This window comes from Arthrobacter sp. Y3223151, assembly GCF_059091125.1.
In genome coordinates, this window is sequence record NZ_JBNHGI010000016.1 from 21,489 (window position 1) to 46,978 (window position 25,490).

Sequence of the window (25,490 nt, forward strand, 5' to 3'; positions counted from 1 at the left end):
GGCGATGCCGGTCCACCCACCAGCGCCGGCCGGCCCGCCGGTCATCGCCGTCGTCGGTCCCACCGGCTCCGGAAAATCGGATCTCGCCGTCGCGCTGGCCCGGCGGCTGGGCGGGGAGGTGATCAACGCCGACGCCATGCAGTTTTACCGCGGCATGGATATCGGCACGGCCAAAATGGATCCGGCCGAGCGGCAGGGAATCGAGCACCACCTGCTGGACATCCTCGACGTGACGGAAGAGGCGAGTGTCTCCGCCTACCAACAACAGGCCAGGGAAGCGATCGACGGCGTGCACGGACGGGGGCACCGGGCCATCCTCGTCGGTGGTTCCGGACTGTACGTACGGGCCGCCCTCGATGTGATCGAGTTTCCGGGTACCGATCCGGTCCTGCGCCGCGGCCTGGAAGAGGAGCTGGAAAGGCTCGGCCTCGCAGCGATGCGGGAGCGGCTGCGGCAGGTCGACCCGGTGTCCGCCGGGCGGCTAGCCGACGCCCGCCGGGTCATCCGGGCGCTGGAAGTGCGGCAATTGACCGGGCGTCCGTTCAGCTCCTACATGCCCGAGCGGGAGTATGTCCGCCCGACCGCGCAGATCGGCCTCCGGGTGGACCGCGAGCGGCTCAAACACCGCCTGGCCGACCGCGTCCATTCGATGATGGAACGCGGGCTGCTGGAGGAAGTCGCAGCACTGGACCGGCAGGGCCTGCGTCAGGGCCGGACTGCCTCGCGCGCGCTCGGCTACGCCCAGTTCCTGAAGGTGCTGGACGGTGAATGGACCCGGGACGAGGCCGCCGAGGACACCATCGCCGCCACCCGCAAGTTCGCCCGGCGCCAGCTGACGTGGTTCCGCGCCGATCCAAGGATCCACTGGCTGGACTGGGAGGATCCGCTGGCGGCGGACAAGGCGGCAGCGCACATCGCTAAGCTTGAGCCGTGAACAACCCCATGCCTGATCATCTGTCGGCCCTCGCCGGGCTGCCCTTTACCAAGGGACACGGCACCGGCAACGACTTTGTGCTCATTGCCGATCCCGACGGGGCCAAGCACCTCGGGGCCGAGGCGGTCGCCGGCCTCTGCGACCGCCACCTGGGCATCGGCGCCGACGGGCTCATCCGTGCGGTCCGGTCCCGGCACCTGCCCGAGGGCCGTGAGCTGCTGGAGAGCGCGCCGGAGGCCGAGTGGTTCATGGACTACTACAATGCCGACGGCTCGACCTCGGAAATGTGCGGCAACGGGGTCCGCGTCTTCGTGCACTTCCTGCTGGCCGAAGGACTCGTCCAGCTGGGGGCGGGGGAATCGCTGACCATCGGGACCCGGGCGGGAACCAAAACCGTCAGCCGGTCAGCCAACGGCTACGCCGTGGACATGGGGCCGTGGGAGTTCATCTATCCGGCGGAGGCTGCCGCCAGGGCGATGGATTCGACGGTCAGCGCAGGCGGTCTCCAGGTGCCGCGGCCGGCACTGTCGGTGAGTCTGGGAAACCCGCACACCGTGGTCGCCCTCGCCGGGCTCGAAGAACTGGCCGCCACCGAGTTGTTCCACGCGCCGGCGGTGGATCCGGTTCCGGAGAACGGAACGAACGTTGAGTTTGTCGTGCCGGCGGAACCCCTCGTCGCCGACGGCGCCGGGCACATCAGCATGCGCGTGCACGAGCGCGGGGTGGGGGAGACCCAGTCCTGCGGGACCGGCGCCTGTGCTGCCGCCGCCGCCATCCGCTACTGGGCGGGTGCTGGCGCGCCCGACGACTGGCAGGTCGGAGTTCCGGGCGGCGTTGTCCGGGTCCGGTTCATCCCCGCAGCCGACGGGCGGGAACATGTGGAGCTGAGCGGCCCCGCCGTGCTCGTGTCCCGAGGCGTGGTGGCCTGACCGAAGCCGCTCAGCCGGCCCGCCGTACGCAGAGCACCCGGAACGTCTTAGCGGTGCTTTCACGGCTGACGGTGTAGTCCGACGGCAGTTCGGCCGCGAGCCAGCGCTGCAGCGAGTCCGACCCGAGGTTCTTCTGGACGACCAGCCAGGCGGTGCCCCCCGGTGCGAGGCGGGGCAGCCACATCAACAACAGTTCGTGAAGCTCGCTCTTGCCGATCCGAATCGGAGGATTGGACCAGATGGTGTGGAACTGCAGGGCCGGGTCAACGTCTTCCGGGCGGCAGGCACGGACATTGGCCAGCCCCAGGGACGCGGCGTTGTCGTTGGTCAGCGCGATGCTGCGTTCATTCACATCCACGGCCAGCACCTTGGCATCGGGGGACTTCAGCCCCATGGTGAGCGCGAGCGGTCCCCACCCGCAGCCGACGTCGAGCAGGTTGCCTTCCGGAGCAGGCGGGGGGACCTCATCCAGAAGCACGGCCGTGCCCTTGTCGAGGCCGTCCGGACTGAAGATGCCTCCAGCTGTTTGCAGCTGCCGCATGCGGCCATCCAGCTCGACGGCGAGGGTGCGGCGAACCTCGGGATTGCCTGGTTGCGCGCTGAAGTAGTGCTCTGTTCCCATAATCGGCCAGATTAGTGCGCCGACCGCGGAATCGGTATCTAGGCCCACCTAAGCAACGTCGGCTCTGATACCGTGGGAGGCATGAAAAACCTGTGATTGCGCCGTAACCTGCTGTCCCCGTTAGCACCCGGACAGCGCGTGCCGATGGTTGAGGCCTTGACCTCCCCGGCCGCCGGGCAATCACCGTTCCCGAAGGCTCTCTCGAGTCCCTTCTGATCCGGTGCCGCAGCCGCCGCAAGGGCTGCGGCGGTCCCCGGCACCTGCTGTTTGCCCTGCCGCCCGGCCGGCGCCGGCAGCCCGCATTTCCCGCCCGGCAGCGCCCGGGCCCATGCCAGGAGGACTTTTGGCGAATCATCCACAAACTGCATCTTCGGGCTCTGCCGGTCGCATCCCGGAGGACTACGATAAGACCACGGACATTTCGAAGGAGAGCATGACCACCAACCACCCCCAGCCGACACCGGAACCGGAAATGACGCCTGATGAGATCCAGGCGGTCATCGACCGTATCCTGGCCCGCGACACCGCGGCGCGAGGCAAACAGGGCGTCGGCGGCAGAGCCCAGGCACTCTCCGAACTTGATGCCGAGCATTCCGAATTCGACGGCGACCAGCAGGATCTCGCGGAACGCCGCGCCCTGCGGCGCGTGGCCGGCCTGTCCACCGAGCTTGAAGACGTCACCGAGGTTGAGTACCGGCAGCTGCGCCTGGAGCGGGTCGTCCTCGCCGGTCTCTGGACCGAAGGCACGGCCGACGACGCGGACAATTCCTTGCGCGAACTGGCAGCGCTGGCGGAGACAGCCGGTTCCGAGGTGCTGGACGGTATTGTCCAGCGCCGGTTAAAGCCGGATCCGGGGACTTTCCTGGGCTCCGGCAAGGCCCAGGAACTGCGCGACATTGTGATGTCCACCGGCGCCGACACGGTCATTGTCGACGGCGAGTTGTCGCCGTCGCAGCGCCGCGGTTTGGAAGACATCGTGAAGGTCAAGGTCATTGACCGCACCGCGCTCATCCTGGACATTTTCGCGCAGCATGCCAAGAGCCGCGAAGGCAAGGCCCAGGTAGAGCTGGCCCAGCTTGAGTATCTGCTGCCCAGGCTCCGAGGCTGGGGCGAGTCCATGTCCCGGCAGGCCGGCGGCCGCGTGGGGGCGGCCGGCGGCGGCATCGGTTCCCGCGGGCCCGGTGAGACGAAGATCGAGCTGGACCGCCGGCGCATCCGCACCCGGATGGCGAAGTTGCGCCGGGAGATCACCGCCATGAAGCCCGCACGGGAAACCAAGCGCGCCAACCGCCGCCGCAATGCCGTGCCGTCGGTGGCAATCGCCGGCTACACCAATGCCGGCAAGTCGTCGCTGCTCAACCGCCTGACGGATGCGGGCGTGCTGGTCGAGAACGCGCTCTTCGCCACCCTGGATCCGACCGTCCGCCGGGCGGAAACACCGGACGGCATCGGTTATACGCTCGCCGACACGGTAGGGTTCGTCCGGTCGTTGCCGACGCAGCTGGTGGAAGCCTTCCGCTCCACCCTGGAGGAAGTTGCCGACGCCGACGTCATCCTGCACGTCGTCGACGTCTCGCATCCCGACCCGGAGGGCCAGATCGCCGCAGTGCGCGAGGTGCTGACCGAAATCGAAGCACGGCACATTCCGGAAATCGTCGTCTTGAACAAGGCCGATGCCGCCGATCCCTTCGTGGTCGAGCGACTGCGCCAGCGCGAACCGCGGCACGTCGTGGTCTCGGCGCGGACGGGGCAGGGCATCGATGAGATGCTTCGGCTCGTCAGCGAGACGATCCCGCGGCCCAGTGTGAAGCTGCAACTGCTGGTGCCCTACGACCGTGGCGAAGTGATTAGCCGCCTGCACAACGAAGACGCCGAGATCCTCTCCATGGAGCATGGCGGGGACGGCACGCGGCTCGACGTGATGGTGCGCGAGGGCCTGGCATCGGAGCTGGAACAGTTCCTCCGGCATGACTGACCTCCAGGTTCCCGCCGGTGAGGCGTTGCGGCTGCTTGATGTCGCCGTTCAGGAGATGGGCGGGCAGCACCGTGCCGGCCAGCACGAGATGGCGGCGAAAGTAGCCGAGGCCTTCGAGCGCCGGCAACACCTGCTGGTGCAGGCGGGCACAGGCACCGGCAAGTCGCTGGCCTACCTGGTGCCGCTCATGGTCCAGGCGCTGGAGGGGGAGAAGCCGGCCATCGTCTCCACCGCAACGTTGGCGCTGCAATCGCAGATCGTCAAGCGGGATCTGCCCCGGCTGTTGGAGGCCGTCGCCGACGAGCTTCCCAGGCCGCTGGACGTCGCTTTGCTCAAGGGCAGGAACAATTACCTCTGCCTGCACAAGCTCGCGGGCGGCTTTCCGGACGAGGACGCGCCGGCGGCACTGTTCAGCCTCGGCGAGGACGCGGTTCCGCATCCTGCTCCGGCCGGCGCAGGGTCCGCTTCCGGCGCCTCGGGCGCGCTGGGCAAGGAAGTCGTGCGCCTGCGCGAGTGGGCACAGGAGACCGAAACCGGGGACCGGGATGAACTGGTGCCCGGTGTCAGCGACCGGGCCTGGCGGCAGGTCTCCGTCGGCTCGATGGAATGCTTGGGCGCCCAGAAGTGTCCCCTGGCCGCCGAGTGCTTCAGCGAACTGGCCCGGGGCCGCGCGGCAGAGGCTGACATCGTGATCACGAACCACGCCATGCTGGCCATCAACGCCTTCGAGGGCGTCGCGGTACTCCCGGACTATGACGTGGTGGTCATCGACGAGGCCCATGAGCTGCAGGACCGGGTCACCAGCGCCGTCGCGGGGCAACTCTCCGCCGCCATGGTGCGTACCGCCGCCTCGACGGCGCGCAAACACACGGGGATCAGCGTGGAGCCTTTGAACTCCGCCGCCGACGCCCTAGAGGACGTCCTGCAGTCGGTGCCGACCGGCTTGTTGGCGGTTGGCCTCCGCGAGGAGCATGAGCTGGTGCTCGCGCAGGTACGGGAAGCGGCCCGCGCGGCGCTCTCCGACTCCAAGCCCGAGGGTGCGGGGGCAGCGGACGGCGGACGGCAGATGGCGCGCTCACGGCTTTCGGCCGTGCTGGAGCTGGCTGAACGGCTGCTGTCCGCACCGGACTCCCGGGAGGTCATCTGGGCGACCCGTCCCAGCACCTATGGCGAGACCGGCGACTACGCCGCCAATGACGACCAGCCGGCAACGCTGAACATAGCACCGCTCTCGGTGGCGTCCCGGCTGCGTGAGGGCCTGTTCGACGAACATACCGTTGTGCTGACATCGGCGACGTTGTCGGTCGGGGGAACCTTCGACGCCGTCGCCGGGTCGCTCGGACTGCTCGGAGCCGGCGCGCCCGCCTATTCCAGCGTGGACGTGGGCAGCCCCTTCGATTACCCCAGGCAGGGCGTGCTCTACGTGGCGTCGCATCTACCGAAGCCGGGCCGGGGCACCAGCCCGGAACAGCTCGATGAACTCGAGGAGCTGCTGCTGGCCTCGCGCGGCGGCGCCCTGGGCCTGTTCTCCTCGCGGCGTGCGGCAGAAGAAGCCGCGGCCGAAATGCGCGTGCGCACCGACCTGCCCATCCTGTGCCAGGGCGAATCGTCGATGGGCGCGCTGGTCCGCCAATTCGCCGAAGAACCCGACACCTGCCTGTTCGGCACGATGACGCTCTGGCAGGGCGTCGACGTACCCGGCACAGCGTGCCGGCTCGTGGTCATCGACCGGATCCCGTTCCCCCGGCCGGACGACCCGCTCACGACTGCCCGGACCCGGTCCGTGGCGCAGGCCGGCGGAAACGGTTTCATGACCGTCTCGGCGACCCACGCGGCCGTGCGGCTGGCCCAGGGAGCCGGCAGGCTGATCCGCGCCTCCAACGACCGCGGGGTGGTGGCCGTCTTGGACTCCCGGCTGGCGACAGCGCGCTACGGGAACTTCCTCCGCAGCGCCCTGCCGCCCTTCTGGAGTACCAAGGACGGCGCCACGGCCCGCCAGATCTTGGAAAGGCTGGCGTCGGCCGCAGCCTGAACGTGCTGTGGGGACAGGCCCATCCCGGAGCGAGCGGGGCCCACCCGGCCGGGAACCGCCCGTGCGCGCAGGGATCCCGGGGTGGCGGCAGCGGGGGACCGGGAGACGAGGGCGCGTCAGAGGGCCCGCATCACCGAGACAACCTTGCCCATGATGGTTGCGTGGTCGCCCAGAATGGGTTCGTACTGGGTATTCTGCGGCAGCAGCCAGGTGTGGCCGTCGCGCTGCCGGAAGGTCTTGACCGTTGCTTCGTCGTCGAGCAGTGCCGCCACGATGTCGCCGTTCTCGGCCGTGTGCTGCTGGCGCACCACGACCCAGTCGCCGTCACAGATGGCCGCATCGATCATGGAATCGCCCGAGACCCTGAGCATGAACAACTCGCCGTGTCCCACCAGTTGCCGCGGCAGGGGCATGACGTCCTCGACCGCCTGGTCCGCCAGGATAGGCCCGCCCGCTGCGATCCGTCCCACCAGCGGCACCATCGCCGTGTCGGATGACGTGGTCAGCTCGGATACTGCGACGCCGCTGGAGCTGCGCAGCTGTTGCGGTTCATCGACTCCGACGATTTCCACACCCCCGTGCTCGAGTTTCAGCGGGGTCAGGATTTCCATGGCACGGGGACGCTTGGGGTCGCGCCTGATGTAGCCCATCTTCTCGAGCTGGGCCAACTGGTGCGTGACGCTGGACAGGCTTGCCAGACCGACGGTGTCACCGATCTCGCGCATGGACGGAGGGTATCCGTGGGACATGACGGAGCGCTGGATCGTTTCCAGGATCTTCTTCTGCCGCGGCGTCAGGCTGCGTCCCACTTTGACGGGCCGGCCGCGTCGCTTCGCTCCGGCAGTGGTGGTGGTCTCTTCCGACATGTCCGGCCCCGGTCTCCCCGTAGTGGTCCCTGCGCCGGCGCCGTAGCGGAACCGCACATGGGCTGTTGTCTCAACTGTTTTGTCGGTGGCGGCTGATGCACTGCTCTTACTGCCGCTCGACGCTTACAACGCTAGGCGAGGCGGTAGCGAATTTCAAACATTTGTTCGACTGAGTCTCGACAATGTTCGATCACCAGTGCTAAAACTGTAAGAGACGCATTCGAAGATACGTTCGAATACGGTCGCACAACGATCGAAACCAGCCGAAATAGATCGAATATCGGAAAGGTGGCACCATGTCCGCCCAGCTCGCACCGCAGCCCGCCGGCGTTCGCACCAGCACAGGCCTGCGGCTGACCCGCCGGGGCCGTTTGTTGCTGATCGGCCTGCCGCTGATGCTCGCCGCGGCCGCAGCCCTGACCCTGATCGGTTTCTTCACGGCTCCGGCAATGGCCGCCGCCGGGGGGCTGGGACCGGGGCCGGCAGCAACTGTCACGGTCGGCAGCGGCCAGACACTGTGGGACATAGCAGTGCAGTCCGCCCCGGACCGCAACCCTCACGATGTCATTTTCGAGATCGCGCAATTGAACGGCCTGCAGGGGGACATCGTCCACTCCGGACAGCAGCTGCTGGTCCCGTCGGCGCCCTGAGACCAGCCGTAATATGAGCTGCTTCGGCCCGCCCGATTCCTGCCCCGGGCGGGCCGAAGCTTAAACTGGACCGGTGAGTGAGCAGTTAGAACGCCTGAACCGCCTGCCGTTGCGGGAAAATCTCCGGGGCTTGGAGCCCTATGGTGCGCCCCAGCTGGAGGTTCCCGTCCTCCTGAACGTCAACGAAAACACCCATGGCCTCCCCGATGCTGTCCGCCAGGCCATCGTCTCGGCCGTCAGTGAGGCGGCCGCGGGCCTGAACCGGTATCCGGACCGCGAGTTCACGAAGCTGAGGACGGCGCTGGCCAGCTACTTGGGGCACGGCCTCACCGCAGAGAACATCTGGGCCGCCAACGGATCGAACGAAGTCCTGCAGCAAATCCTCCAGGCCTTCGGCGGCCCCGGCCGCACCCTGTTGAGCTTCCCGCCCACCTATTCCATGTACCCGCTGCTGGCCAGCGGAACGGACACGGATTATGTGGCTGTTCCGCGGGGGGCGGACTTCACGTTGTCCCCGGACGCCGCCGCCGCTGCCGTGGCCGACTCCGCGGCAAATGTGGTCGTTCTTTGCTCCCCGAACAACCCGACGGGCACCGCCCTGGGCCTTGAAGTCGTGGAGGCGGCGTATGCAGCGGGGGAGGCCTCCAAGGCCATCGTGATCGTGGACGAGGCCTACGCCGAGTTCGCCCACGAAGGAACGCCGAGCGCGCTGACGCTGTTGCCGGGGCGGGAGCGACTCATTGTTTCCCGGACCATGAGCAAGGCCTTCGCGCTGGCAGGCGCCAGGGTCGGGTACCTCGCCGCCGCACCGCAGATTACCGATGCGCTGCGCCTGGTCCGCTTGCCCTATCACCTCTCCGCGGTCACTCAGGCAACGGCCCTGGCCGCGTTGGAACATGCTGATGCGCTGCTGGCCAACGTCGAAGACATCAAGGCGCAGCGGGACCGCATTGTCGACGGGCTGGCCGCACTGGGACTTGACCCGGCGCCGTCCGACTCAAACTTCGTGTTTTTCGGTGGGCTGGAGGACCCCCGCTCGGTGTGGCAGGGGCTGCTGGAAGCCGGCGTGCTGATCCGCGACGTCGGGATCCCGGGCCATCTGCGGGTAACCGCCGGCACTGAGGCCGAGACCACAGCCTTCCTCGACGGCATCAAGGCCCTCGTGGCGAGCCCCGTCTCCTAAACTAGTAAGAGCGAACCGGCTCGTGCCGGTCGACCAATTCGTCAAAGGACTCCCATGACCGTGGAAACCACCACCGGACGTACCGCACGCCTCGAACGCATCACCAGCGAGTCGTCCGTGCTGGTTGAACTGGACCTCGACGGCACCGGCCGTTCCGAGATCAGCACCACCGTGCCGTTCTACGACCACATGCTCACCGCCCTGGCGAAGCACTCGCTCGTCGACCTGACCGTGAAGGCCAGCGGGGACACGCACATCGACGCGCACCACACCGTCGAAGATGTCGCCATCACCATCGGCGACGCCCTGAAGGAAGCGCTGGGGAGCAAAGCCGGGATCCGCCGTTTCGGCGAAGCCACGGTGCCCCTGGACGAGGCGCTGGCCCACGCCGTCGTGGACATCTCCGGCAGGCCCTACCTGGTGCACACGGGGGAACCGGCAGGCCAGGAGTACCACCTGATCGGCGGACACTTCACCGGATCGCTGACCCGCCACGTCTTCGAATCGATCACGCTGCACGCCCAGATCTGCCTGCACATGCGCGTGCTGGGCGGCAGGGACCCCCACCACATCGTCGAGGCCCAGTTCAAGGCCTTCGCCCGGGCGCTTCGCGCCGCCGTCGAAGCCGATCCACGTGTCGAGGGCATTCCCTCGACGAAGGGAGCCCTGTGACGGCTGCGCCTAAGGTCACCGTACTGGACTACGGCTCCGGGAACGTCCGCTCGGCAGTCCGGGCGCTGGAGCATGTGGGTGCCGACGTCACGCTGAGCCATGCCTCCGACGACGTCCTCGACGCCGACGGCCTGCTGGTTCCCGGCGTCGGGGCCTTCGCAACGGTCATGAAGGGGCTCAAGTCCGTGGACGCGCTTCGCTGGATTGGGCGGCGGGTGGCCGGCGGCCGGCCCGTGCTGGGCATCTGCGTCGGCCTGCAGGTCATGTTCGAAGAAGGCGTGGAACATGGCGTGCGGTCGCAGGGCATTGGGGAATGGCCGGGAACCGTGGAAGCGCTGCCCGCTGAGGTCGTGCCCCACATGGGGTGGAACACCGTGGACGCCGCGGAGGGCAGCCGGCTGTTTGCCGGGATCGAAGACGAGCGCTTCTACTTTGTACACTCCTACGGTGTGCAGCACTGGAACTTCGATGTCACCCAACCCGCGATGACACCCCCGCTGGTGACCTGGTCCACGCACGGCGCCCCGTTCATAGCGGCCGTTGAAAACGGTCCGCTGAGTGCTACCCAGTTCCATCCGGAAAAATCCGGAGACGCCGGCGCGGAGCTGCTGCGCAACTGGCTGAAGACGCTGAGGTAGTCATGGGCAGCATCCTCCTGATGGGCCTGGCCGGGCTGCTGGCCGGCGGCGCCATCTCGTTCCGGCAGCAGCGGCTGCCCAAGTGGTTGGTGATCGTCTTCTGGATCCTGGCCGGCCTGTCGCTGCTGGCTGCCTACTTGCTCACCCTCGGCCCGGCCGAGTAACCACACCCATCCCGCGCCCGCTGACGGCGCGCAGAAAGCGGAAGAACCATGACGAACGAAACCACCATCCTTGAACTTTTGCCCGCAGTCGACGTTGCCGACGGCCAGGCCGTCCGGCTGGTCCAAGGCGAAGCCGGCAGCGAGACCGGCTATGGGGATCCGCTGGAGGCTGCGCTGGCGTGGCAGACCGACGGGGCGGAATGGGTGCACCTGGTGGACCTCGACGCGGCGTTCGGCCGGGGCAACAATACGGAAGTGCTGCGCCGCGTCTCCGACGAACTGAAGATCAAGGTGGAGCTGTCCGGCGGCATCCGCGACGACGCGTCCTTGGAGCGCGCGCTTGAGTTCGGGGCTGCACGTGTCAATCTGGGCACCGCCGCCCTGGAAAACCCGGAATGGACAGCACGCGCCATTGCCCGGCACGGTGACGCCATCGCCGTCGGCCTGGATGTCCGTGGCACCACGCTCGCGGCCCGCGGCTGGACGCAGGACGGCGGCGACCTCTGGGAGGTGCTGGCCCGCCTCGAAGACGCCGGCTGCTCGAGGTACGTGGTCACCGATGTGACCAAGGACGGGACGCTGCGCGGGCCCAACGTGGACCTGCTCCGGCAGATGTGCGAGCGGACCGACAAGCCGGTGGTTGCCTCCGGCGGCATCTCCAGCCTGGATGACCTGCGGACACTGCGCGGCCTGGTCCCGGCCGGCGTCGAGGGAGCGATCGTGGGCAAGGCACTGTACGCGGGCAAGTTCACGCTGCCCGAAGCCCTCGATGTCGCCGGACGGCGCTGAGAGACCAGCATGGGCAAGAAGCAGCTGCCCGCCCATATTGCCGCTGCGCTGGCGGGAGCCGGCGGGGCGGGGGACTCGGCCGGGCAAAGCTGGGCCGGACGGGACCTGAGCGGTGAAGGAAATCCGCTTCACCAGTTCGACCACGATGACGGCAGCGCGGATCCCGGCTACGAGGCGGCGCTGCAGTGGCTGGCTGCCGGAACCGGCGGCGAAGCGGAAGTAGTGGCTGCCCTGGCCAACGCCCGCGTCTTCGTGCCCATCGTGGCGACGCTGGGAGAAGAGGCCGAGGGCAGCCACGGCCTGACAGCGGATAAACAGGCCGACATGGCCGTGGTGACGTTGCAGGCGCCGGATGGGCGCCGGGCGCTGCCGGTGTTCAGCAACACGGCCGCCCTGGAAGCCTGGCATCCCCAGGCCCGGCCGGTCGCCGTGGAGGCGCCGCGGGCGGCCCTGGCGGCCGTGTCCGAAGACGCCGAACTGATGGTTTTGGATCCGGGCGCCGCCCTGACGTTCGTGGTCCGGCGGCCGGCAGTGTGGGCGTTGGCCAAACAGCACGAGTGGGTGCCCTCCTACCGTGATCCGGCGCTGTTGGAGTGGGTGGCCGAGGCCACGGGCGGCGAGGAGGCGGTCATGGCCTCGTTCGTGGAGCCCGGGACCGGGATCGCCGTCCGGGCGGCAGATGGAGCCGTGGTGGCCGGCGGCGGCCCCGGCCCGGAGCTGCGCCTGGTCCTGCAGGTGCAGGACGGGCTGGGGCGCGAGGAGTTGGGTGCCCTGGCCGGACGGATCCAACAGCGGCTCCAGTCCCGGCAGGAGTTTGCCGAACGGGTGGATTCGCTGGAGTTGAAGTTCACCCGCTGAGTCCCGCCGGCGAACGGCGTAACCAGAAGCGCAAAGACAAAAGGACGACGCCGGTGCGTGGCACCGGCGTCGTCCTTTTGTCAGTTCTGGAAGTTCGGGCCGGTCAGTTGACCGGACCCGTGAACTTCTCGCCCGGGCCCTTGCCCGGATCGTCCTGGATGACCGAGGCTTCGCGGAAGGCCAGCTGCAGGGAGCGCAGGCCATCGCGCAACGGTCCGGCATGCTGGCTGCCGATTTCCGGCGCCGCAGCGGTGACGAACCCGGCCAGGGCGGTGATCAGCTTGCGGGCTTCGTCCAGGTCCTTGAGCTCTTCGGCGTCTTCTCCGGCGGCCAGGCCGCATTTAACGGCGGCGGCGCTCATCAGATGGACGGCGGCGGTAGTGATGACTTCCACGGCCGGTACTTCGGCGATGTCGCGCATCTGGCCCAGGACTTCCTGTTCCTGGCTGGAGGCAGAACCGGCGTCGGGTGCGAAGCTGTGGCGGTGGCCGTCGGTCTGCGGATTGTTATCTGAGCTGCTCATACTGGTAAGCTTGTCACAGACCAATTGGATCCCGTTACTTATGTGCCTCACAGCACGTGCGGAGCAGGATCCGATCTGCAAGCGGAGTCCTCTCCCACCCGTCGGTATGGCTAGCCAGAGCTGCCGGGTCCAGGTCGGCAGGCTGTAGCCGGAAACCTTCACGCGAGGCGCCCGGACCAGCCGGTGGAACTTCTGCTGTTTCCGCCTGCCGCCACTTTGAGGCCTTCGATTGCGTTTGCAATGGGAGGCCTTCTTTCATTGCAGGCGGCAGCCGATTTTAGTGACAGGAGCCACACATTAGCGAGCCAAGAATCAATGATCGTATCCGCGTTCCCGAGGTGCGGTTAGTCGGACCGAACGGCGAACAGGTTGGGATCGTCCGTATTGAGGATGCCCTGCGCCTGGCCACGGAATCGGATCTTGACCTGGTTGAGGTCGCACCGCAGGCTAAGCCTCCGGTGTGCAAGCTTATGGATTTTGGCAAGTACAAGTATGAGGCTGCGGTCAAGGCCCGCGAGGCGCGCAAGAACCAGACGAACACTGTGCTCAAGGAAATCCGGTTCCGCCTGAAGATCGACAAGCACGACTACGAGACCAAGCGCGGCCACGCGCTGCGCTTCCTCGCGGCCGGCGACAAGGTCAAGGCCATGATCCAGTTCCGCGGCCGTGAACAGCAACGCCCGGAAATGGGCATCCGCCTTCTGCAGAAGTTTGCCGAGGACGTAGCCGAGGTCGGCGTGATCGAATCGACTCCGCGCATTGACGGCCGCAACATGGTCATGGTGATCGGCCCGACCAAGAACAAGGCCGAAGCCAAGGCAGAGGCCCGGCGGGCCGCCCAGAAGGCTGACGCCAAGGCAACAAACGAGGCCAAGAAGGAGAAGGTGGATACCTCGGCCGACCAGGATCCGCTAACTCAGAGCCTGGGCGACTTGATGCCGGAAGGCCTGGCCGCTATGGCAAGCCAGCCGGAGGAAACCGCCGAAGCACCTGCCCAGGCCGATGCCGCGGCTGAGGTTGAGCCCGAGGTGGAGACCGAGCCCGCGGAGCAGCCGGAAGCCGAGGCTGCGGTTGCGGCCGAGGCGGAGCCCGAGGTTGAGGCGGAGCCCGAGGTTGAGGCCGAGGCCAAGCCTGCTGCCGAGCCGGAAGCCGAGGTTAAGCCGGCCGCGCAGGCCAAGCCTGCCGCTGCAAAGCCGGCAGTTGCAAAGCCGGCCGCTGCGAAGCCGGCGGCCGAGGCCAAGCCGGCGGTTCCGGCGAAGCCCGCGGCACCTGCCACGGAGGCCAAGCCCGCAGCACCCAAGCCCGCCGCCCGGCCCAAGCCTGCAGCGCGGCCTGCAGCACCCAAACCTGCTGGCCGGTCCGGTTCCAAGAACTAAGACCGTACAGAGAGCATCCGGCAACCGCCGGGCACGGTTCTGTGCCCGGCGCCGGTAAACAAGTAAACCGCCGGTGCCCGTTTTGCGGCACCGCACGAGCCGACGGTCGGCAGCGACCCGAGGAGACGTAAGGAGAACGGCAGCCATGCCGAAGCAGAAGACCCACAGTGGCGCCAAGAAGCGCTTCAAGCTCACCGGCAGCGGCAAGCTCAAGCGCCAGCAGGCCAACCGCCGCCACTACCTGGAGCACAAGCCTTCCACGCTGACCCGACGCCTTGCCGGTGACAAGATCGTTGCTCCGGCCGACGTGCGCAACATCAAGAAGATGCTCGGCATCTGATTTTCTCCCCTCCGGTCCGCGCGGTGACGCCGCAAGGGCCATCCAGCTAGTTTTGCCCCCGGCCGCCGATTGCGGCGGCCGAACACCGGGCACCAATCATCAAAAGGAGTACGCACGTGGCACGTGTGAAGCGGGCGGTCAACGCCCACAAGAAGCGCCGGGTCATCCTGGACCGGGCTGCCGGATACCGCGGACAGCGGTCCCGCCTGTACCGCAAGGCCAAGGAACAGCTGCTGCACTCGTTCGTGTACAGCTACGGCGACCGCCGCAAGCGCAAGGGTGATTTCCGCCGCCTGTGGATCCAGCGCATCAACGCTGCGTCTCGCGCCAACGGCCTGACCTACAACCGCCTCATCCAGGGCCTGAAGGCCGCCGAGGTCCAGGTCGACCGCCGCATGCTGGCCGAGCTGGCCGTGTCCGACGCCGGCGCCTTCGCCGCGCTGGTGCAGGTAGCCAAGGACGCCCTGCCGGCCGACACTTCGGCTCCCGCAGAGCGTCAGACCGCTGCCGCCAAGCCTGCCGCCGCAGCCAAGGCCGCCCCGGCCGCAAAGGCTGCCGCGCCTGCCGCTGAAGCCGGCGAAGTTGCCGGCGCCGTGAAGGCCGTTGACGGCGAGGACGCTCCCGCCGGCTACACCATCAAGGGCAACCAGTCCAAGAAGTACCACGTCCCGGGCTCCACCTGGTACGAGAACACCACTCCCGTGTACTGGTTCGAGTCCGTGGAGGCCGCCAAGGCTGCCGGCTTCGAGCCCGCCGGCGGCGAGGCCCGCCAGAAGGTTGCCGAATAAGCACCGGATGCATCAACGCTTATGTGGCGACGTTATAGTCGCTGTATGAGCACTACCGGGCGCCCGCAAGCCGTCATGTCCAACCCCCGAGCTGATCGGGTCAGGGATGTGGCAAAGCTTGCCGGGCGCTCGGTGCGTTTAAAGCGCCGCCAATTCTTGGCCGAAGGCCCGCAGGCTGTCCGCGAGGCCCTGTCGGCCCACCGCGCGCATCTTGCCGCCGGCAACAGCGGCACCGTGGCCGAGGTCTTCGCCACCGAAGCCTGCCTGGACCGCTCGCCTGAACTGGCCGACCTTGCCGACGGCGTGCCGCTGCGGCTGGCCACCGATGCGGTTCTGGCCGCAATGGCAGACACCGTAAACCCGCAGGGGATCGTGGCCGTCTGCCACTACCTGGACCGGCCGCTGAACGAGGTCCTGCAAAGCAAACCCCTGCTGCTGGCGGTCATGGTCCGGGTGCAGGACCCGGGCAACGCCGGCACCATCCTGCGGGCGGCCGATTCAGCCGGCGCCGATGCCGTGATCCTGACCAACTCCAGCGTGGATATCTACAACCCCAAGGCCGTGCGTTCCACGGCCGGATCGATCTTCCACCTGCCTGTGGTGAACGGTCACGATTTCGGTGACGTGGCGGCCGCCGTGCGCGCCGCCGGCGCGACCATACTGGCAGCTGACGGCTACGGCACCGTCGATCTGGACGACCTGCAGGACCGCAGTGCGCTGGCCCGGATGGGAGAAGGTCCCGCAGCCGGGGACGAGGGTGCGGCCGGCCTTCCGGATCTGGCGGCGCCTACCGCTTGGCTCTTTGGGAACGAAGCCCAAGGGTTGTCGTCGGAAGAGCTGGCTGCCGCGGACCATCGGGTGGCAGTGCCGGTCTACGGCCAGGCCGAAAGCTTGAACGTCGGCACGGCTGCCACCGTCTGCCTGTACGCCTCCGCCAGATCCCAGCGTCGACGCGGGCCTGCAGGGTAGCTGCTGACCGGCCCGGCAGCCGCATATTGCGCCTCAGGCGAGGCTGCGCCGTTTCTCAAGCGCCCCGCTGAGAGCGGCGATGACCAGCCCCAAGGATGCCAGCCCGGCACCTACCAGCGCCGGCGCGGCATATCCCCAGCCCCAGGAGATCACGAGGCCGCCCAGGAAGGCACCGAGGGCATTGGCCATGTTCAACGCCGAATGGTTCAGCGACGCGGCCAGGGTCTGGGCGTTGGGGGAGGCGTCCATCAGGCGCGTCTGCAGGGCCGGGATCAGGCTCGATCCTGCGGCCCCGAGGAGGAACACGAGGGGAATTGCCAGGGCGGCAATGGATGAGGCCGCCCAGAAGAACACCAGGATCACGATGATCGCCGTCATCACCTGGTAGATGGTCCCCATCACGGAGCGGTCCGCCAACCTGCCGCCGATGAAGGTGCCGACGACCATGCCCAGGCCGTAGAGGCCGACAATCAGCGGCAGGGCGGCCGGGGCCAGGCCTGTCACCTCGGTCATGGTGGGGCTGATGTAGGAATACACCGCGAAGAATCCGCCGAAGCCAACCACGCCGATCAACAGCGCCAACCAGACCTGGATCCGCTTCAGGGCGCCGAGTTCCCGGCGGATGCCGGCCTCCGCATGCGCCGGGCTGAAGGGGACCAGCCGCTGGAGCATCAGTATCGTCACCGCGCCGACGATGCCCACGGCCACGAACATCAGCCGCCAGCCGTACTGCTGGCCCAGCCAGGTCACCAACGGTACGCCGACGACGTTGGCCACGGAGAGCCCGAGCATGACCATGGCCACCGCCTGCGCGCGGCGGGTCGGCGAAACCAGCGAGGCGGCCAGAACGGCGGCCACGCCGAAATAGGCGCCGTGCGGAAGGCCGGAAATGAACCGGGTGGCCAGCATGGTGGCGTAGTCGGGCGCGAACACGGACGAGAGGTTCCCGAGCGTGAACAGGACCATCAGCCCCAGGACCATGTGCTTGTGCGGAAGCTTGGCTCCGAGGGCTGCGAGCAGCGGCGCGCCGACCACCACGCCCAGGGCATAGGCGGAAATCAAGTGCCCGCTCTCCGGGATGGAGACGTCCAGGCCGGCCGCCACATTCTGCAGCAGGCCCATGATGGCAAATTCCGTGGTGCCGATGCCGAAGCCGCCCATGGCCAAGGCGACGATGGCCCACGCTGTCCGGCGGTTTTCGGTCTGCCTCCGTGCGGTGACGAGTGTCGGGGAATTCATGATCGGCTTTCGGTCGGACGGACAACTGGGCGCCGGCGCACGCCTGCATGCCATGGCCTACGGCACGGGCGGCAGCTGCGGGCACCGGCTGTCACTGTACGGCAACGCGACGGCGCGGCATCCCATTCCGGACCCGTGTGACCTGTGGTCTGCGGCATAGTCCGTGCGGGGAGCCAGGCAAGACATGCACCGTAGACTGATCCGCGTGCAAACGAGCCTGAAACAGATTGTAGGGGCAGCCATCCTCGACGCCCGCGACGCGCCGAGCAGATTGCTGGCCGCCCGGCGCACCGCGCCAGAGGCGCTGGCCGGCCTGTGGGAGTTCCCCGGCGGCAAAGTGGAGCCGGGGGAGAGCTGCGAAGACGCCTTGCGCCGCGAAATCCGCGAAGAACTGGGGGTCGGAATAGAGATGGGAGTCGAAGTCTCCGGTCCGTTCCCGCAGGGGTGGCCGCTGAATGAGGCGGCGGCCATGCGCGTATGGTGTGCCTACATCACCGACGGGCAGCCGAAGCCGCTGCAAGACCACGACGAATTGCGCTGGGTCCGGCTGGAGGCGGCAGAAGCTGCGGCCCTGCCGTGGATCCCCGCAGATTTTCCGATCCTCGAGGCCGTGCTCGCCGCTGCGGGCCACACCGCCGGCCGTCCCGCGTAACGGCTCCGGCCGGACCCCGTCGTCGGGGCCGCGGCCTTGCCGGGAAGTTAGAACAACGTCGCCTGTCCCGCTGCGGCCGGCTTGCCGGACGGTGCTGCCGGACTTTCCGCCGGTGGCCGCATGGGCACGTTGCGCAGCCGGGCAGCGTTTTCCAATCCGTGCCGGCGCTTGGCTGCCCGGACCCGGTCCGCCAGCCAAACCCGATAGTCCTTGGCGGCATACGTGCCGCCGTCGTAGAGGCGGCGGTACTTGCCCAAAAGTTGCGGGTATTCCGTGGCCAGCCATTGCAGATACCATTCCCTGGCGCCGGGACGAAGGTGCAGCGCGCCCGCCGTCATGCTGGTGGCACCGGCTGCCGCAACGGCCGCGCAGAGCCCGTCGAGCGCCTCCTCCGAGTCCGTCAGCCAGGGCAGGATCGGCATGGCCATCACCGAACACGGCAGGCCGGCGTCGCTGAGCCTGGCGATCAGCTCGAGCCGGGCCCGCGGGGTCGGTGTTCCCGGCTCCACCCGGCGCGCCAGTCCGGCGTCGGTCATGGCGAGCGAAATCCCCATGCCGACCTCGACGTCCCCGGCCGCCGCACGCAGCAGCGGCACGTCACGGGCCAGCAAGGTGCCCTTGGTCAGGATCGAAAACGGGGTTCCTGACCCGGCCAGGGCCTTGATGATCTCCGGCATCAGCTTGTAGCGGCCCTCGGCCCGCTGGTAAGGATCAGTGTTGGTGCCCATGGCCACGTGTTCGCGCTTCCACGACGGCTTGGCAAGCTCGCGTCGGAGCACCTCGCCCACGTTCACCTTGACCACCAACTGGCTGTCAAAATCCAGCCCGGTGTCCAAATCGAGGTAGCTGTGCGTCTTGCGGGCGAAGCAATACACGCACGCATGGCTGCAGCCACGGTAGGGGTTGATGGTCCATTCGAACGGCATCCGCGAGCCGGCGCCCACGCGGTTCAGCGCCGACTTGGCCATGACCTCATGGAATGTGATGCCGGCGAAACCGGGGGTCTGGACGCTCCGGACGAGTCCGGACAACGGGAGCAGTGCGCCTGGTTCCGCTTGCTGGGAGGACCACCTCATGCTTTAAGTAGAACACATCTTCGAACTGCGCGACAGGGCCGGAGGGGAGTTCCGCGGGAAAGCTAGCCGGCCGCCCGCACGGGCCGAGGGCCGGAGGGGAGTTCCGCGGGAAAGCTAGCCGGCCGCCCGCACGGGACGCGAGCCGCGCGGCCCAGGCCCGCGCCGTCCAGGCCCCCGCCGCACCGGCCGCTCCGCGTAGCCGCCCGACTGCAGCCCGGCCAGCCGCTCGAAGACGTTCCGGGACGCCGGGTCGCCGGTCCGCCACCACGACCACGCGGCAGCGAAGCCGTACAGCGGCAGGAACGGCAGGCCCAGGCACCAGGCATATTGGCTGCTGTGGCGGGATTCGTGGCCCAGCAGCACCGGATTGCCGGCCAGTCCGACCGCAGCGTCGCGGAACAGCACCACGTTGCCCACGGTAAAGGCAGCGGCCTTCGGCAGCCCGGGCCGATAGCCGTGGGCCAGGATCAGGCCATGGGGTCCGGGATGCAGGCTGCAGCGGACCGCGGCGGCGAGGGTCAGCCCCAACAGGGTGGAGCCGTTGAGCAGGTTCCAGGCGGCACGCAGCTTCTCGGACGGCGTCATGGGCCCATCGTAAGCGTTTCGGGGCGGTGCCAGCCCGTGAACTAGACTGGACTGGTTGCCCGTATGCGGGCGGAAACCCTTTAACCTATTCCGAGGTCCCCACAGCACATGTCTGACGTGACACCCCCAGCCCAGGAGCCACCCGTGCCGAGCCCCCTCGACGAAGCCGCGGTGGCCGCCGCCGTCGAGCAGGCGGTGATGGCTTTTAAGGCTGCCTCCGACCTGGACGGGCTCAAGACCGCCCGGCTCGCCCACGCCGGCGAGAAATCCCCGCTCAGCCTGGCCAACCGCGAAATCGGCAAGCTCGCCAAAGAGGACAAGGCGGCCGCCGGCAAGATCGTGGGTCCGGCCCGCGGACGCATCAACCAGGCGCTGGCCGCCCGCACCGCCGAACTGGAGGCCGAGCGGGAGGCACAGATCCTCGTCGAGGAGGCCGTGGACGTTACAGCGGCTCCGCGCCGCCGCCGCGCCGGTGCCCGGCACCCGCTCTCCACACTGCAGGAACGGGTCAGCGACATCTTCGTCGGCATGGGCTGGGAGATCGCCGAGGGGCCGGAGGTGGAATCCGAGTGGTTCAACTTTGACGCCTTGAACTTCAAGCCGGACCACCCCGCACGGGAGATGCAAGACACCTTCTTCGTGGAACCGCCCGAGGCCCATCTGGTGCTGCGGACCCACACCTCGCCGGTGCAGGTCCGCTCCATGCTGGAACGGGACCTGCCCGTGTACGTGCTGTGCCCGGGCCGGACATTCCGCACCGATGAACTGGACGCGACCCATACGCCTGTATTCCACCAGTTTGAAGGCCTGGCCGTGGACAAGGGGCTCACGATGGCCGACCTGCGCGGCACGTTGGAGCACTTCTCGCGGCAGATGTTCGGCGCCGAGGCCAAGATCCGCCTGCGCCCGGCCTACTTCCCATTCACCGAGCCCTCCGCCGAGATGGACATCTGGCATCCGGGCGCCAAGGGCGGCCCCCGCTGGATCGAGTGGGGCGGCTGCGGCATGGTCAACCCCAATGTGCTGCGCGCTGCCGGCATCGATCCGGAGGTCTACTCCGGTTTCGCCTTCGGCATGGGGATCGAACGCACCCTCATGTTCCGCAACGACGTCCCGGACATGCACGACATGATTGAAGGCGACATCCGCTTCAGCCAGCACTTCGGGATGGAGATCTAGAACTATGCGTATTCCCCTTTCCTGGCTGCGCGAGTACGCGCAGGTTCCCGCAGACGCCACCGCCGAGGACGTCATGGCCGACCTCGTCAAGGTCGGGCTCGAAGAAGAGGACGTCCACCGTCCGTCCGATTCGATCTCCGGGCCGATCGTGGTGGGACAGGTCCTCGACGTGGTCAACGAGCCGCAGTCAAACGGCAAGACCATCAACTGGTGCCAGGTCCGCGTGGCGCCGGAAGGCGCCGGCCAGCCGCTCACCGGCGACGGCATCGACCCGTCCGGCGTGCAGGGCATCGTCTGCGGAGCCCACAACTTCGAGGTGGGCGACAAAGTCGTGGTGACGTTGCCCGGCGCGGTGCTGCCGGGGGATTTCCGGATCACCCCGCGCAAAACCTACGGGCACACTTCCGCCGGCATGATCGCCTCCGCCCGAGAGCTCGGCATCGGCGAGGACCACGACGGCATCATCGTGCTGTCCCGGCTCGGCCTCGACCCGGACATCGGCACCGACGCGATGGAACTGCTCGGCCTGACCGACGAGGCGGCCGAGATCAACGTGACGCCGGATCGCGGTTACTGCTTCTCCATTCGGGGCGTGGCCCGTGAATACGCGCTGGCAACCGGCACCGAATTCGTCGACCCGGCCAGCCGCATCGATGTTCCCGAGGCGACCGGCGAGGGCCACCCCGTCCGGCTCGAAGACCGGTCCCCGGTCTATGGCAAGCCCGGCTGCGACCGCTTCGTGGCGCGCACGGTCCGCGGCGTCGACCCGTCGCGGCCCACGCCGCAGTGGATGGCCTCCCGGCTGCGCCTGGCCGGCATGCGCTCCATCTCGCTGGTGGTCGACATCTCCAACTACGTGATGCTGGAACTGGGCCAGCCGCTGCACTTCTACGACGCGGACAAGCTTCAGGGCCCGATCGTGGTCCGCCGGGCCAATCCGGGCGAGACCCTGGTGACCCTGGACGGCAAGGAGCGCCGGCTCTCCACCGAGGACCTGCTGATCACGGATGACCGCGGCGCCATCGGCCTGGCCGGCGTCATGGGCGGCGCCGAAACCGAGGTCGGGGACGGAACCGCCAATGTGCTGATTGAGTCCGCCCATTTCGACGACGTCTCCATGGGCCGCACCCGGCGCCGCCACAAGCTGCCGTCCGAGGCGTCCAAGCGCAATGAGCGCGGAGTGGACTGGGAAATTGCGGACGAGGCGGCGCAGCGCGCCGTGGACCTGCTGGTCGAACTCGCCGGCGGCACGGCCGACACCGCCGCCACGGATGTCGGGGCACGTCCGGCACCCGTCGAGATCGACCTGCCCGACGGTTTCGCCTCCCGACTCATCGGCTTCGAGTACACGGCAGGGCAGATCGAATCCGCCCTGACCGGCATCGGCGCCTGCATCGAACGGTACGACGGCGGCCTGCGCGTCACGGCGCCCAGCTGGCGACCCGACCTGGCCATCAAGGAGGACCTGGTCGAGGAAATCGCCCGGCTGGTGGGCTATGACCGGATCCCGGCCACCCTGCCGGTGGCTCCACCGGGGCGCGGCCTGTCCCGTGGCCAGCAGCAGCGGCGCCGCGTGCTGCAGTCCCTGGCCGACGCCGGCCTGACAGAGGTGCTCAGCTACCCCTTCGTTTCCACCGGGCAGAACGAAACGTTCGGAACTCCCGAGGCCGGCTCCGGGGTTGCCGCCGTTAAGCTGGCGAACCCGATCTCCGCCGAATTCGGGTACCTGCGCACCAGCCTGCTGCCGGGCCTGCTGGAGACCGCACGCCGCAACCATTCCCGCGGCTTCCGCGACCTGGCGTTGTACGAAGGCGGCCTGGTGTTCCTGCCCGGCGACAAGACCGGGTCTCCGGTCCTGCCCCCGCTGGGCGCCAGGCCCTCCGACGAGGTGCTCGAGGAACTGCAGGCCGGGATCCCGGACCAGCCCTGGCACGTGGCCGCGGTCCTGATCGGGCACGAGGCGGCACCGGGCGCGGGGTTCACACCCCGCACCTGGGAATGGTCGGACGCGCTGGACGCCGCACTGACCGTCGGCGACGTCCTCGGCATAGAACTGGTCGTCGCCCAGGGGCAGCACCAGGCCTTCCACCCCGGCCGCACCGCGCAGTTGTCGCTGCGCACCGGCGAGGTCGTCGGCTACGCCGGCGAGCTGCATCCGAAGCTGCTCCAGGACGGGGACCTGCCGGCGCGGACTGCCGCCATGGAACTGAACGGCGAGGCACTCTTTGAGGCCGCCGCTGATGTGATCGTGGCCAAGCACCTGTCCACCTACCCGGTGTCCACCCAGGACGTGGCGCTGGTCGTCGATTCGTCGGTTCCGGCCGAAGCAGTCCGCGAGGCGCTGCGTGAAGGCGCGGGCGAACTGCTGGAAGATGTGGCCCTGTTCGATGTCTATTCGGGCCCCGGGATCGAGCACGGGAAGAAATCGCTGGCCTTCGGGCTCAGGTTCCGGGCGAATGACCGCACGCTGACCGCCGACGAGGCCTCCGCGGCACGGGCACAGGCCGTGGAGCTGGCCGCAGCCCGCTGCGGTGCCGTTCAGCGGTAACCGGTTACTGCCATGAATGACGACGGCGGGGCCCACCGAAGCAGGTGGGCCCCGCCGTCGTGGGGGAAAGGGAAAAGGAACGCATGAAGGCCCAGGTGATACTGCAGTTGGTGCAGCTGCAAAACGGGTTCCCGGCCGCCAGCGGGCCGGACCGGCGTCCCAGCGTCCGCGCGCACACCCGCGAAGCAGTCCGCCTGCTGGCGGCGCGGGAACTGAACGTCGACCCCGACCGGATGCGGCTCGCCTTCGACTGCCGCCAATGCACGCGGGGCAACGATGGCCGGCATGGCCAGCCGCACCTGCTGCTGGACGGCGCTCCGGCGCCCGCCCGCCTGAGCTACGCCCGCTCGGGCCGCTGGCTGCTGGCCGCACTGTCCTTCCGGCCCGTGCTGCTCGGAGTCGACATCGAAGACGCCTGGGCGGACGCTTTCCGGCCGGAGGACAATATCGACGCCGTCATGCTCACGGAAGCGGAGCGGACCCTGGTGGAACAGGCAGCCGACCCGCGCCTGCTGCGGGCCCGGCTGTGGACCAGGAAAGAGGCCGTGCTGAAGTCGACCGGTCATGGCCTGCGGCTGCCGCCGGATACGATCGGCGTCGCCGGTGCGGACGGTGAACCCCAGCTGTCCGGTTGGCCAGGGGAAGCAGGAGACCGTCCCGGGCTGCAACTGCTGGACCTCACGCTGGCGGATGCCGGCGGGGAAGTGCCGCCCGGCCTCGCCGCGGCGCTGGCGGTTGGCGGGTCGGCCGACCCGAAGATCACCTACCGGGAAACTGCGGCCGTCCAGGGCTGAACGGGGAGGGAGGGTTGGCGCTCCGCCCGCCCTCCCCGTCCGCCGAAATTTCCTCCTCCGCCGGCGCCGGGACGCCGGCGCCGGCAGGCAGGGAGGGCGTCGACGGCAACCCGGGCGGGCTACGGGGCCAGCAGCAGCTTGCCGGTGGTGCGGCGGGCCTGCAGGTCCTCGTGTGCCTGCGCTGCTTCGGCGAGGGAATATGTTCGGCCGATCCGGATGTCCAGGCGGCCGGACAGGACGGCGTCGAACAGTTCGCTGGAACGCCAGCGCCGTTCCTGCGGCGTCAGCAGATGGTCGGCCAGCTTGGGGCGGGTGACGAACAGCGATCCGGCGTGGTTGAGCCGCTGCAGGTCGAACGGCGGCACCTGGCCCGACGCGCCGCCGAAGAGCACGAGCATGCCGCGGGTACGCAGGCTGGCCAGCGAACCGTCGAAGGTGTCCTTGCCGACGCCGTCGTAGACCACGTCCACCCCCGTCCCGGCGGTCAGTTGGTGCACCTGCCGGGCGAAATCGTCGTAGCGGAGGACCTCATCCGCCCCGGCGCTGCGGGCCAGGTCTTCCTTGTCGTCGGTGGACACCGTGGTGATCACGCGGGCGCCCTTGGCTTTGAGCAGCTGCGTCAGGATCAGGCCTACGCCGCCGGCACCCGCATGGGTGAGTACCGTCTGGCCCGGCTGGACCCTGAAGCTGGAGTTGATGAGGTAATGCGCCGTCATGCCCTGCAGCGGGATGGCGGCCGCCACATCGTCGGCCACGCCGTCCGGCACCGGGAGCGCCGCCTCGGCGGAGACCACGGTGTACTCCGCGTACGTGCGGTCTCCCTCGGCGAAGGCGACGCGGTCGCCGGGGGCGAAGCCGTCGACGCCGGCGCCGACGGCTTCGACCGTGCCGGCGGCCTCGGAGCCGGGCGTGTACGGAAACGGGACGTTGTAGACGCCGCTGCGCTCATAGGTCTCGACGAAGTTCACACCTGCCGCGGCAACTTTGACCAGCAGCTGGCCCGGGCCGGGCTGGGGGGTGTCGACCTCGCGCAGTTGCAGTACTTCCGGACCGCCGGGTGCGGCGGCCACGATCGCCTTGGCCATGTAGGGTCTCCTTAAGGTACTCGG

General features: G+C 68.4%; 26 protein-coding genes. 19 read left to right on the forward strand and 7 right to left on the reverse strand.

Annotated elements, in window-relative coordinates; all coding sequences use genetic code 11:
- The first annotated feature begins 4 nt into the window (after nt 1-4).
- Together miaA and dapF are read left to right on the forward strand one after the other, a co-directional pair.
- Nucleotides 5-934: a tRNA (adenosine(37)-N6)-dimethylallyltransferase MiaA gene (gene miaA / locus AC5RUP_RS15995; protein WP_494153454.1), complete on the forward strand. Its 930-nt coding sequence runs from the start codon at nt 5-7 to the stop codon at nt 932-934.
- A gap of 8 nt (nt 935-942) precedes the next feature.
- Nucleotides 943-1,863, forward strand: a complete 921-nt coding sequence (dapF, locus tag AC5RUP_RS16000) for a diaminopimelate epimerase (protein ID WP_494153453.1) — start codon at nt 943-945, stop codon at nt 1,861-1,863.
- Nucleotides 1,864-1,873: 10 nt separating this feature from the next.
- Here dapF and AC5RUP_RS16005 read toward each other — a convergent pair whose 3' ends face one another.
- Nucleotides 1,874-2,485, reverse strand: a complete 612-nt coding sequence (locus AC5RUP_RS16005; protein WP_494153452.1) for a class I SAM-dependent methyltransferase — start codon at nt 2,483-2,485, stop codon at nt 1,874-1,876.
- Nucleotides 2,486-2,918: 433 nt separating this feature from the next.
- Here AC5RUP_RS16005 and hflX point away from each other — a divergent pair, with 433 nt between their 5' ends.
- Both hflX and AC5RUP_RS16015 read left to right on the forward strand, forming a co-directional pair.
- Complete coding sequence (hflX, locus tag AC5RUP_RS16010; RefSeq protein ID WP_494153451.1) at nt 2,919-4,460, forward strand: GTPase HflX; 1,542 nt, start codon at nt 2,919-2,921, stop codon at nt 4,458-4,460.
- Nucleotides 4,453-6,492 (forward strand): ATP-dependent DNA helicase, encoded by a 2,040-nt coding sequence (locus tag AC5RUP_RS16015; RefSeq protein WP_494153450.1) that lies wholly within the window; start codon nt 4,453-4,455, stop codon nt 6,490-6,492. Before hflX ends, AC5RUP_RS16015 begins: the two co-directional genes overlap by 8 nt.
- A 116-nt stretch (nt 6,493-6,608) precedes the next feature.
- Here AC5RUP_RS16015 and lexA read toward each other — a convergent pair whose 3' ends face one another.
- Nucleotides 6,609-7,358, reverse strand: coding sequence for a transcriptional repressor LexA (gene lexA, locus AC5RUP_RS16020; protein ID WP_494067965.1), 750 nt, complete (start codon nt 7,356-7,358; stop codon nt 6,609-6,611).
- 296 nt (nt 7,359-7,654) lie between these two features.
- On the opposite strand from lexA, the gene AC5RUP_RS16025 reads away from it, so the two are divergent.
- From AC5RUP_RS16025 to AC5RUP_RS16055, 7 genes are all read left to right on the forward strand, one after another.
- The gene (locus tag AC5RUP_RS16025) at nt 7,655-8,008 is read left to right on the forward strand and encodes a LysM peptidoglycan-binding domain-containing protein (RefSeq protein ID WP_494153449.1); all 354 of its coding nucleotides are present in this window, start codon (nt 7,655-7,657) and stop codon (nt 8,006-8,008) included.
- Between the two features lie 73 nt (nt 8,009-8,081).
- The gene (locus tag AC5RUP_RS16030) at nt 8,082-9,191 is read left to right on the forward strand and encodes a histidinol-phosphate transaminase (protein WP_494153448.1); all 1,110 of its coding nucleotides are present in this window, start codon (nt 8,082-8,084) and stop codon (nt 9,189-9,191) included.
- 54 nt (nt 9,192-9,245) lie between these two features.
- Nucleotides 9,246-9,863, forward strand: coding sequence for an imidazoleglycerol-phosphate dehydratase HisB (hisB, locus tag AC5RUP_RS16035; protein WP_493977765.1), 618 nt, complete (start codon nt 9,246-9,248; stop codon nt 9,861-9,863).
- Nucleotides 9,860-10,501: an imidazole glycerol phosphate synthase subunit HisH gene (gene hisH / locus AC5RUP_RS16040; protein WP_494067962.1), complete on the forward strand. Its 642-nt coding sequence runs from the start codon at nt 9,860-9,862 to the stop codon at nt 10,499-10,501. Before hisB ends, hisH begins: the two co-directional genes overlap by 4 nt.
- Nucleotides 10,502-10,503: 2 nt before the next feature.
- Entirely contained in the window at nt 10,504-10,665 is a 162-nt protein-coding gene (locus AC5RUP_RS16045) for a hypothetical protein (protein WP_494002387.1), read from the forward strand.
- 48 nt (nt 10,666-10,713) lie between these two features.
- Nucleotides 10,714-11,454 (forward strand): bifunctional 1-(5-phosphoribosyl)-5-((5-phosphoribosylamino)methylideneamino)imidazole-4-carboxamide isomerase/phosphoribosylanthranilate isomerase PriA, encoded by a 741-nt coding sequence (priA, locus tag AC5RUP_RS16050; protein WP_494153447.1) that lies wholly within the window; start codon nt 10,714-10,716, stop codon nt 11,452-11,454.
- 9 nt (nt 11,455-11,463) lie between these two features.
- Nucleotides 11,464-12,312: an SseB family protein gene (locus tag AC5RUP_RS16055; protein WP_494153446.1), complete on the forward strand. Its 849-nt coding sequence runs from the start codon at nt 11,464-11,466 to the stop codon at nt 12,310-12,312.
- Between the two features lie 103 nt (nt 12,313-12,415).
- Here the strand turns inward: AC5RUP_RS16055 and AC5RUP_RS16060 are convergent, their stop codons facing one another.
- Nucleotides 12,416-12,835, reverse strand: a complete 420-nt coding sequence (locus AC5RUP_RS16060) for a DUF1844 domain-containing protein (protein ID WP_494067959.1) — start codon at nt 12,833-12,835, stop codon at nt 12,416-12,418.
- Between the two features lie 338 nt (nt 12,836-13,173).
- On the opposite strand from AC5RUP_RS16060, the gene infC reads away from it, so the two are divergent.
- From infC to AC5RUP_RS16080, 4 genes are all read left to right on the forward strand, one after another.
- Entirely contained in the window at nt 13,174-14,211 is a 1,038-nt protein-coding gene (gene infC / locus AC5RUP_RS16065) for a translation initiation factor IF-3 (RefSeq protein WP_494158752.1), read from the forward strand.
- 145 nt (nt 14,212-14,356) lie between these two features.
- Entirely contained in the window at nt 14,357-14,551 is a 195-nt protein-coding gene (rpmI, locus tag AC5RUP_RS16070) for a 50S ribosomal protein L35 (protein WP_127511693.1), read from the forward strand.
- 116 nt (nt 14,552-14,667) lie between these two features.
- Nucleotides 14,668-15,339 (forward strand): 50S ribosomal protein L20, sunset domain variant, encoded by a 672-nt coding sequence (rplT, locus tag AC5RUP_RS16075; protein ID WP_493977773.1) that lies wholly within the window; start codon nt 14,668-14,670, stop codon nt 15,337-15,339.
- Nucleotides 15,340-15,384: 45 nt separating this feature from the next.
- The gene (locus tag AC5RUP_RS16080; protein ID WP_494154574.1) at nt 15,385-16,308 is read left to right on the forward strand and encodes a TrmH family RNA methyltransferase; all 924 of its coding nucleotides are present in this window, start codon (nt 15,385-15,387) and stop codon (nt 16,306-16,308) included.
- Between the two features lie 33 nt (nt 16,309-16,341).
- Here AC5RUP_RS16080 and AC5RUP_RS16085 read toward each other — a convergent pair whose 3' ends face one another.
- On the reverse strand, nt 16,342-17,547 hold the full coding sequence (locus AC5RUP_RS16085) for an MFS transporter (RefSeq protein WP_494154575.1): 1,206 nt from the start codon (nt 17,545-17,547) through the stop codon (nt 16,342-16,344).
- Between the two features lie 205 nt (nt 17,548-17,752).
- Between AC5RUP_RS16085 and AC5RUP_RS16090 the strand changes: the two genes are divergently transcribed.
- The gene (locus AC5RUP_RS16090) at nt 17,753-18,199 is read left to right on the forward strand and encodes a (deoxy)nucleoside triphosphate pyrophosphohydrolase (protein ID WP_494154576.1); all 447 of its coding nucleotides are present in this window, start codon (nt 17,753-17,755) and stop codon (nt 18,197-18,199) included.
- 47 nt (nt 18,200-18,246) lie between these two features.
- On the opposite strand, the gene AC5RUP_RS16095 is transcribed toward AC5RUP_RS16090, so the two are convergent.
- Both AC5RUP_RS16095 and AC5RUP_RS16100 read right to left on the reverse strand, forming a co-directional pair.
- Nucleotides 18,247-19,275 carry an Rv2578c family radical SAM protein gene (locus AC5RUP_RS16095; protein ID WP_494154577.1) on the reverse strand — a complete coding sequence of 343 codons (1,029 nt, stop codon included), beginning with the start codon at nt 19,273-19,275 and terminating at the stop codon, nt 18,247-18,249.
- Nucleotides 19,276-19,389: 114 nt separating this feature from the next.
- Nucleotides 19,390-19,860 carry a hypothetical protein gene (locus AC5RUP_RS16100; RefSeq protein ID WP_494158753.1) on the reverse strand — a complete coding sequence of 157 codons (471 nt, stop codon included), beginning with the start codon at nt 19,858-19,860 and terminating at the stop codon, nt 19,390-19,392.
- Nucleotides 19,861-19,968: 108 nt separating this feature from the next.
- Here AC5RUP_RS16100 and pheS point away from each other — a divergent pair, with 108 nt between their 5' ends.
- The 3 genes from pheS (at nt 19,969) to AC5RUP_RS16115 (ending at nt 24,381) form a co-directional block, all read left to right on the forward strand.
- Nucleotides 19,969-21,039, forward strand: a complete 1,071-nt coding sequence (gene pheS, locus AC5RUP_RS16105) for a phenylalanine--tRNA ligase subunit alpha (protein WP_494023835.1) — start codon at nt 19,969-19,971, stop codon at nt 21,037-21,039.
- A 4-nt stretch (nt 21,040-21,043) separates the two neighbouring features.
- Nucleotides 21,044-23,587, forward strand: a complete 2,544-nt coding sequence (gene pheT / locus AC5RUP_RS16110) for a phenylalanine--tRNA ligase subunit beta (protein ID WP_494154614.1) — start codon at nt 21,044-21,046, stop codon at nt 23,585-23,587.
- Nucleotides 23,588-23,670: 83 nt separating this feature from the next.
- Nucleotides 23,671-24,381 carry a 4'-phosphopantetheinyl transferase family protein gene (locus AC5RUP_RS16115; RefSeq protein ID WP_494154613.1) on the forward strand — a complete coding sequence of 237 codons (711 nt, stop codon included), beginning with the start codon at nt 23,671-23,673 and terminating at the stop codon, nt 24,379-24,381.
- A gap of 119 nt (nt 24,382-24,500) precedes the next feature.
- On the opposite strand, the gene AC5RUP_RS16120 is transcribed toward AC5RUP_RS16115, so the two are convergent.
- Nucleotides 24,501-25,466, reverse strand: coding sequence for a quinone oxidoreductase family protein (locus tag AC5RUP_RS16120; RefSeq protein WP_494154596.1), 966 nt, complete (start codon nt 25,464-25,466; stop codon nt 24,501-24,503).
- Nucleotides 25,467-25,490: the final 24 nt, after the last annotated feature.

What these genes read in the sequence shown, in the direction of transcription:
- miaA (WP_494153454.1), top strand. Translation starts at nt 5, where the DNA reads ATGCCGGTCCACCCACCAGCGCCGGCCGGCCCGCCGGTCATCGCCGTC.
- dapF (WP_494153453.1), top strand. Translation starts at nt 943, where the DNA reads ATGCCTGATCATCTGTCGGCCCTCGCCGGGCTGCCCTTTACCAAGGGA.
- AC5RUP_RS16005 (WP_494153452.1), bottom strand. Translation starts at nt 2,485, where the DNA reads ATGGGAACAGAGCACTACTTCAGCGCGCAACCAGGCAATCCCGAGGTT.
- hflX (WP_494153451.1), top strand. Translation starts at nt 2,919, where the DNA reads ATGACCACCAACCACCCCCAGCCGACACCGGAACCGGAAATGACGCCT.
- AC5RUP_RS16015 (WP_494153450.1), top strand. Translation starts at nt 4,453, where the DNA reads ATGACTGACCTCCAGGTTCCCGCCGGTGAGGCGTTGCGGCTGCTTGAT.
- lexA (WP_494067965.1), bottom strand. Translation starts at nt 7,358, where the DNA reads ATGTCGGAAGAGACCACCACCACTGCCGGAGCGAAGCGACGCGGCCGG.
- AC5RUP_RS16025 (WP_494153449.1), top strand. Translation starts at nt 7,655, where the DNA reads ATGTCCGCCCAGCTCGCACCGCAGCCCGCCGGCGTTCGCACCAGCACA.
- hisB (WP_493977765.1), top strand. Translation starts at nt 9,246, where the DNA reads ATGACCGTGGAAACCACCACCGGACGTACCGCACGCCTCGAACGCATC.
- AC5RUP_RS16045 (WP_494002387.1), top strand. Translation starts at nt 10,504, where the DNA reads ATGGGCAGCATCCTCCTGATGGGCCTGGCCGGGCTGCTGGCCGGCGGC.
- priA (WP_494153447.1), top strand. Translation starts at nt 10,714, where the DNA reads ATGACGAACGAAACCACCATCCTTGAACTTTTGCCCGCAGTCGACGTT.
- AC5RUP_RS16055 (WP_494153446.1), top strand. Translation starts at nt 11,464, where the DNA reads ATGGGCAAGAAGCAGCTGCCCGCCCATATTGCCGCTGCGCTGGCGGGA.
- AC5RUP_RS16060 (WP_494067959.1), bottom strand. Translation starts at nt 12,835, where the DNA reads ATGAGCAGCTCAGATAACAATCCGCAGACCGACGGCCACCGCCACAGC.
- rpmI (WP_127511693.1), top strand. Translation starts at nt 14,357, where the DNA reads ATGCCGAAGCAGAAGACCCACAGTGGCGCCAAGAAGCGCTTCAAGCTC.
- AC5RUP_RS16080 (WP_494154574.1), top strand. Translation starts at nt 15,385, where the DNA reads ATGAGCACTACCGGGCGCCCGCAAGCCGTCATGTCCAACCCCCGAGCT.
- AC5RUP_RS16085 (WP_494154575.1), bottom strand. Translation starts at nt 17,547, where the DNA reads ATGAATTCCCCGACACTCGTCACCGCACGGAGGCAGACCGAAAACCGC.
- AC5RUP_RS16095 (WP_494154577.1), bottom strand. Translation starts at nt 19,275, where the DNA reads ATGAGGTGGTCCTCCCAGCAAGCGGAACCAGGCGCACTGCTCCCGTTG.
- AC5RUP_RS16100 (WP_494158753.1), bottom strand. Translation starts at nt 19,860, where the DNA reads ATGACGCCGTCCGAGAAGCTGCGTGCCGCCTGGAACCTGCTCAACGGC.
- pheS (WP_494023835.1), top strand. Translation starts at nt 19,969, where the DNA reads ATGTCTGACGTGACACCCCCAGCCCAGGAGCCACCCGTGCCGAGCCCC.
- pheT (WP_494154614.1), top strand. Translation starts at nt 21,044, where the DNA reads ATGCGTATTCCCCTTTCCTGGCTGCGCGAGTACGCGCAGGTTCCCGCA.
- AC5RUP_RS16115 (WP_494154613.1), top strand. Translation starts at nt 23,671, where the DNA reads ATGAAGGCCCAGGTGATACTGCAGTTGGTGCAGCTGCAAAACGGGTTC.
- AC5RUP_RS16120 (WP_494154596.1), bottom strand. Translation starts at nt 25,466, where the DNA reads ATGGCCAAGGCGATCGTGGCCGCCGCACCCGGCGGTCCGGAAGTACTG.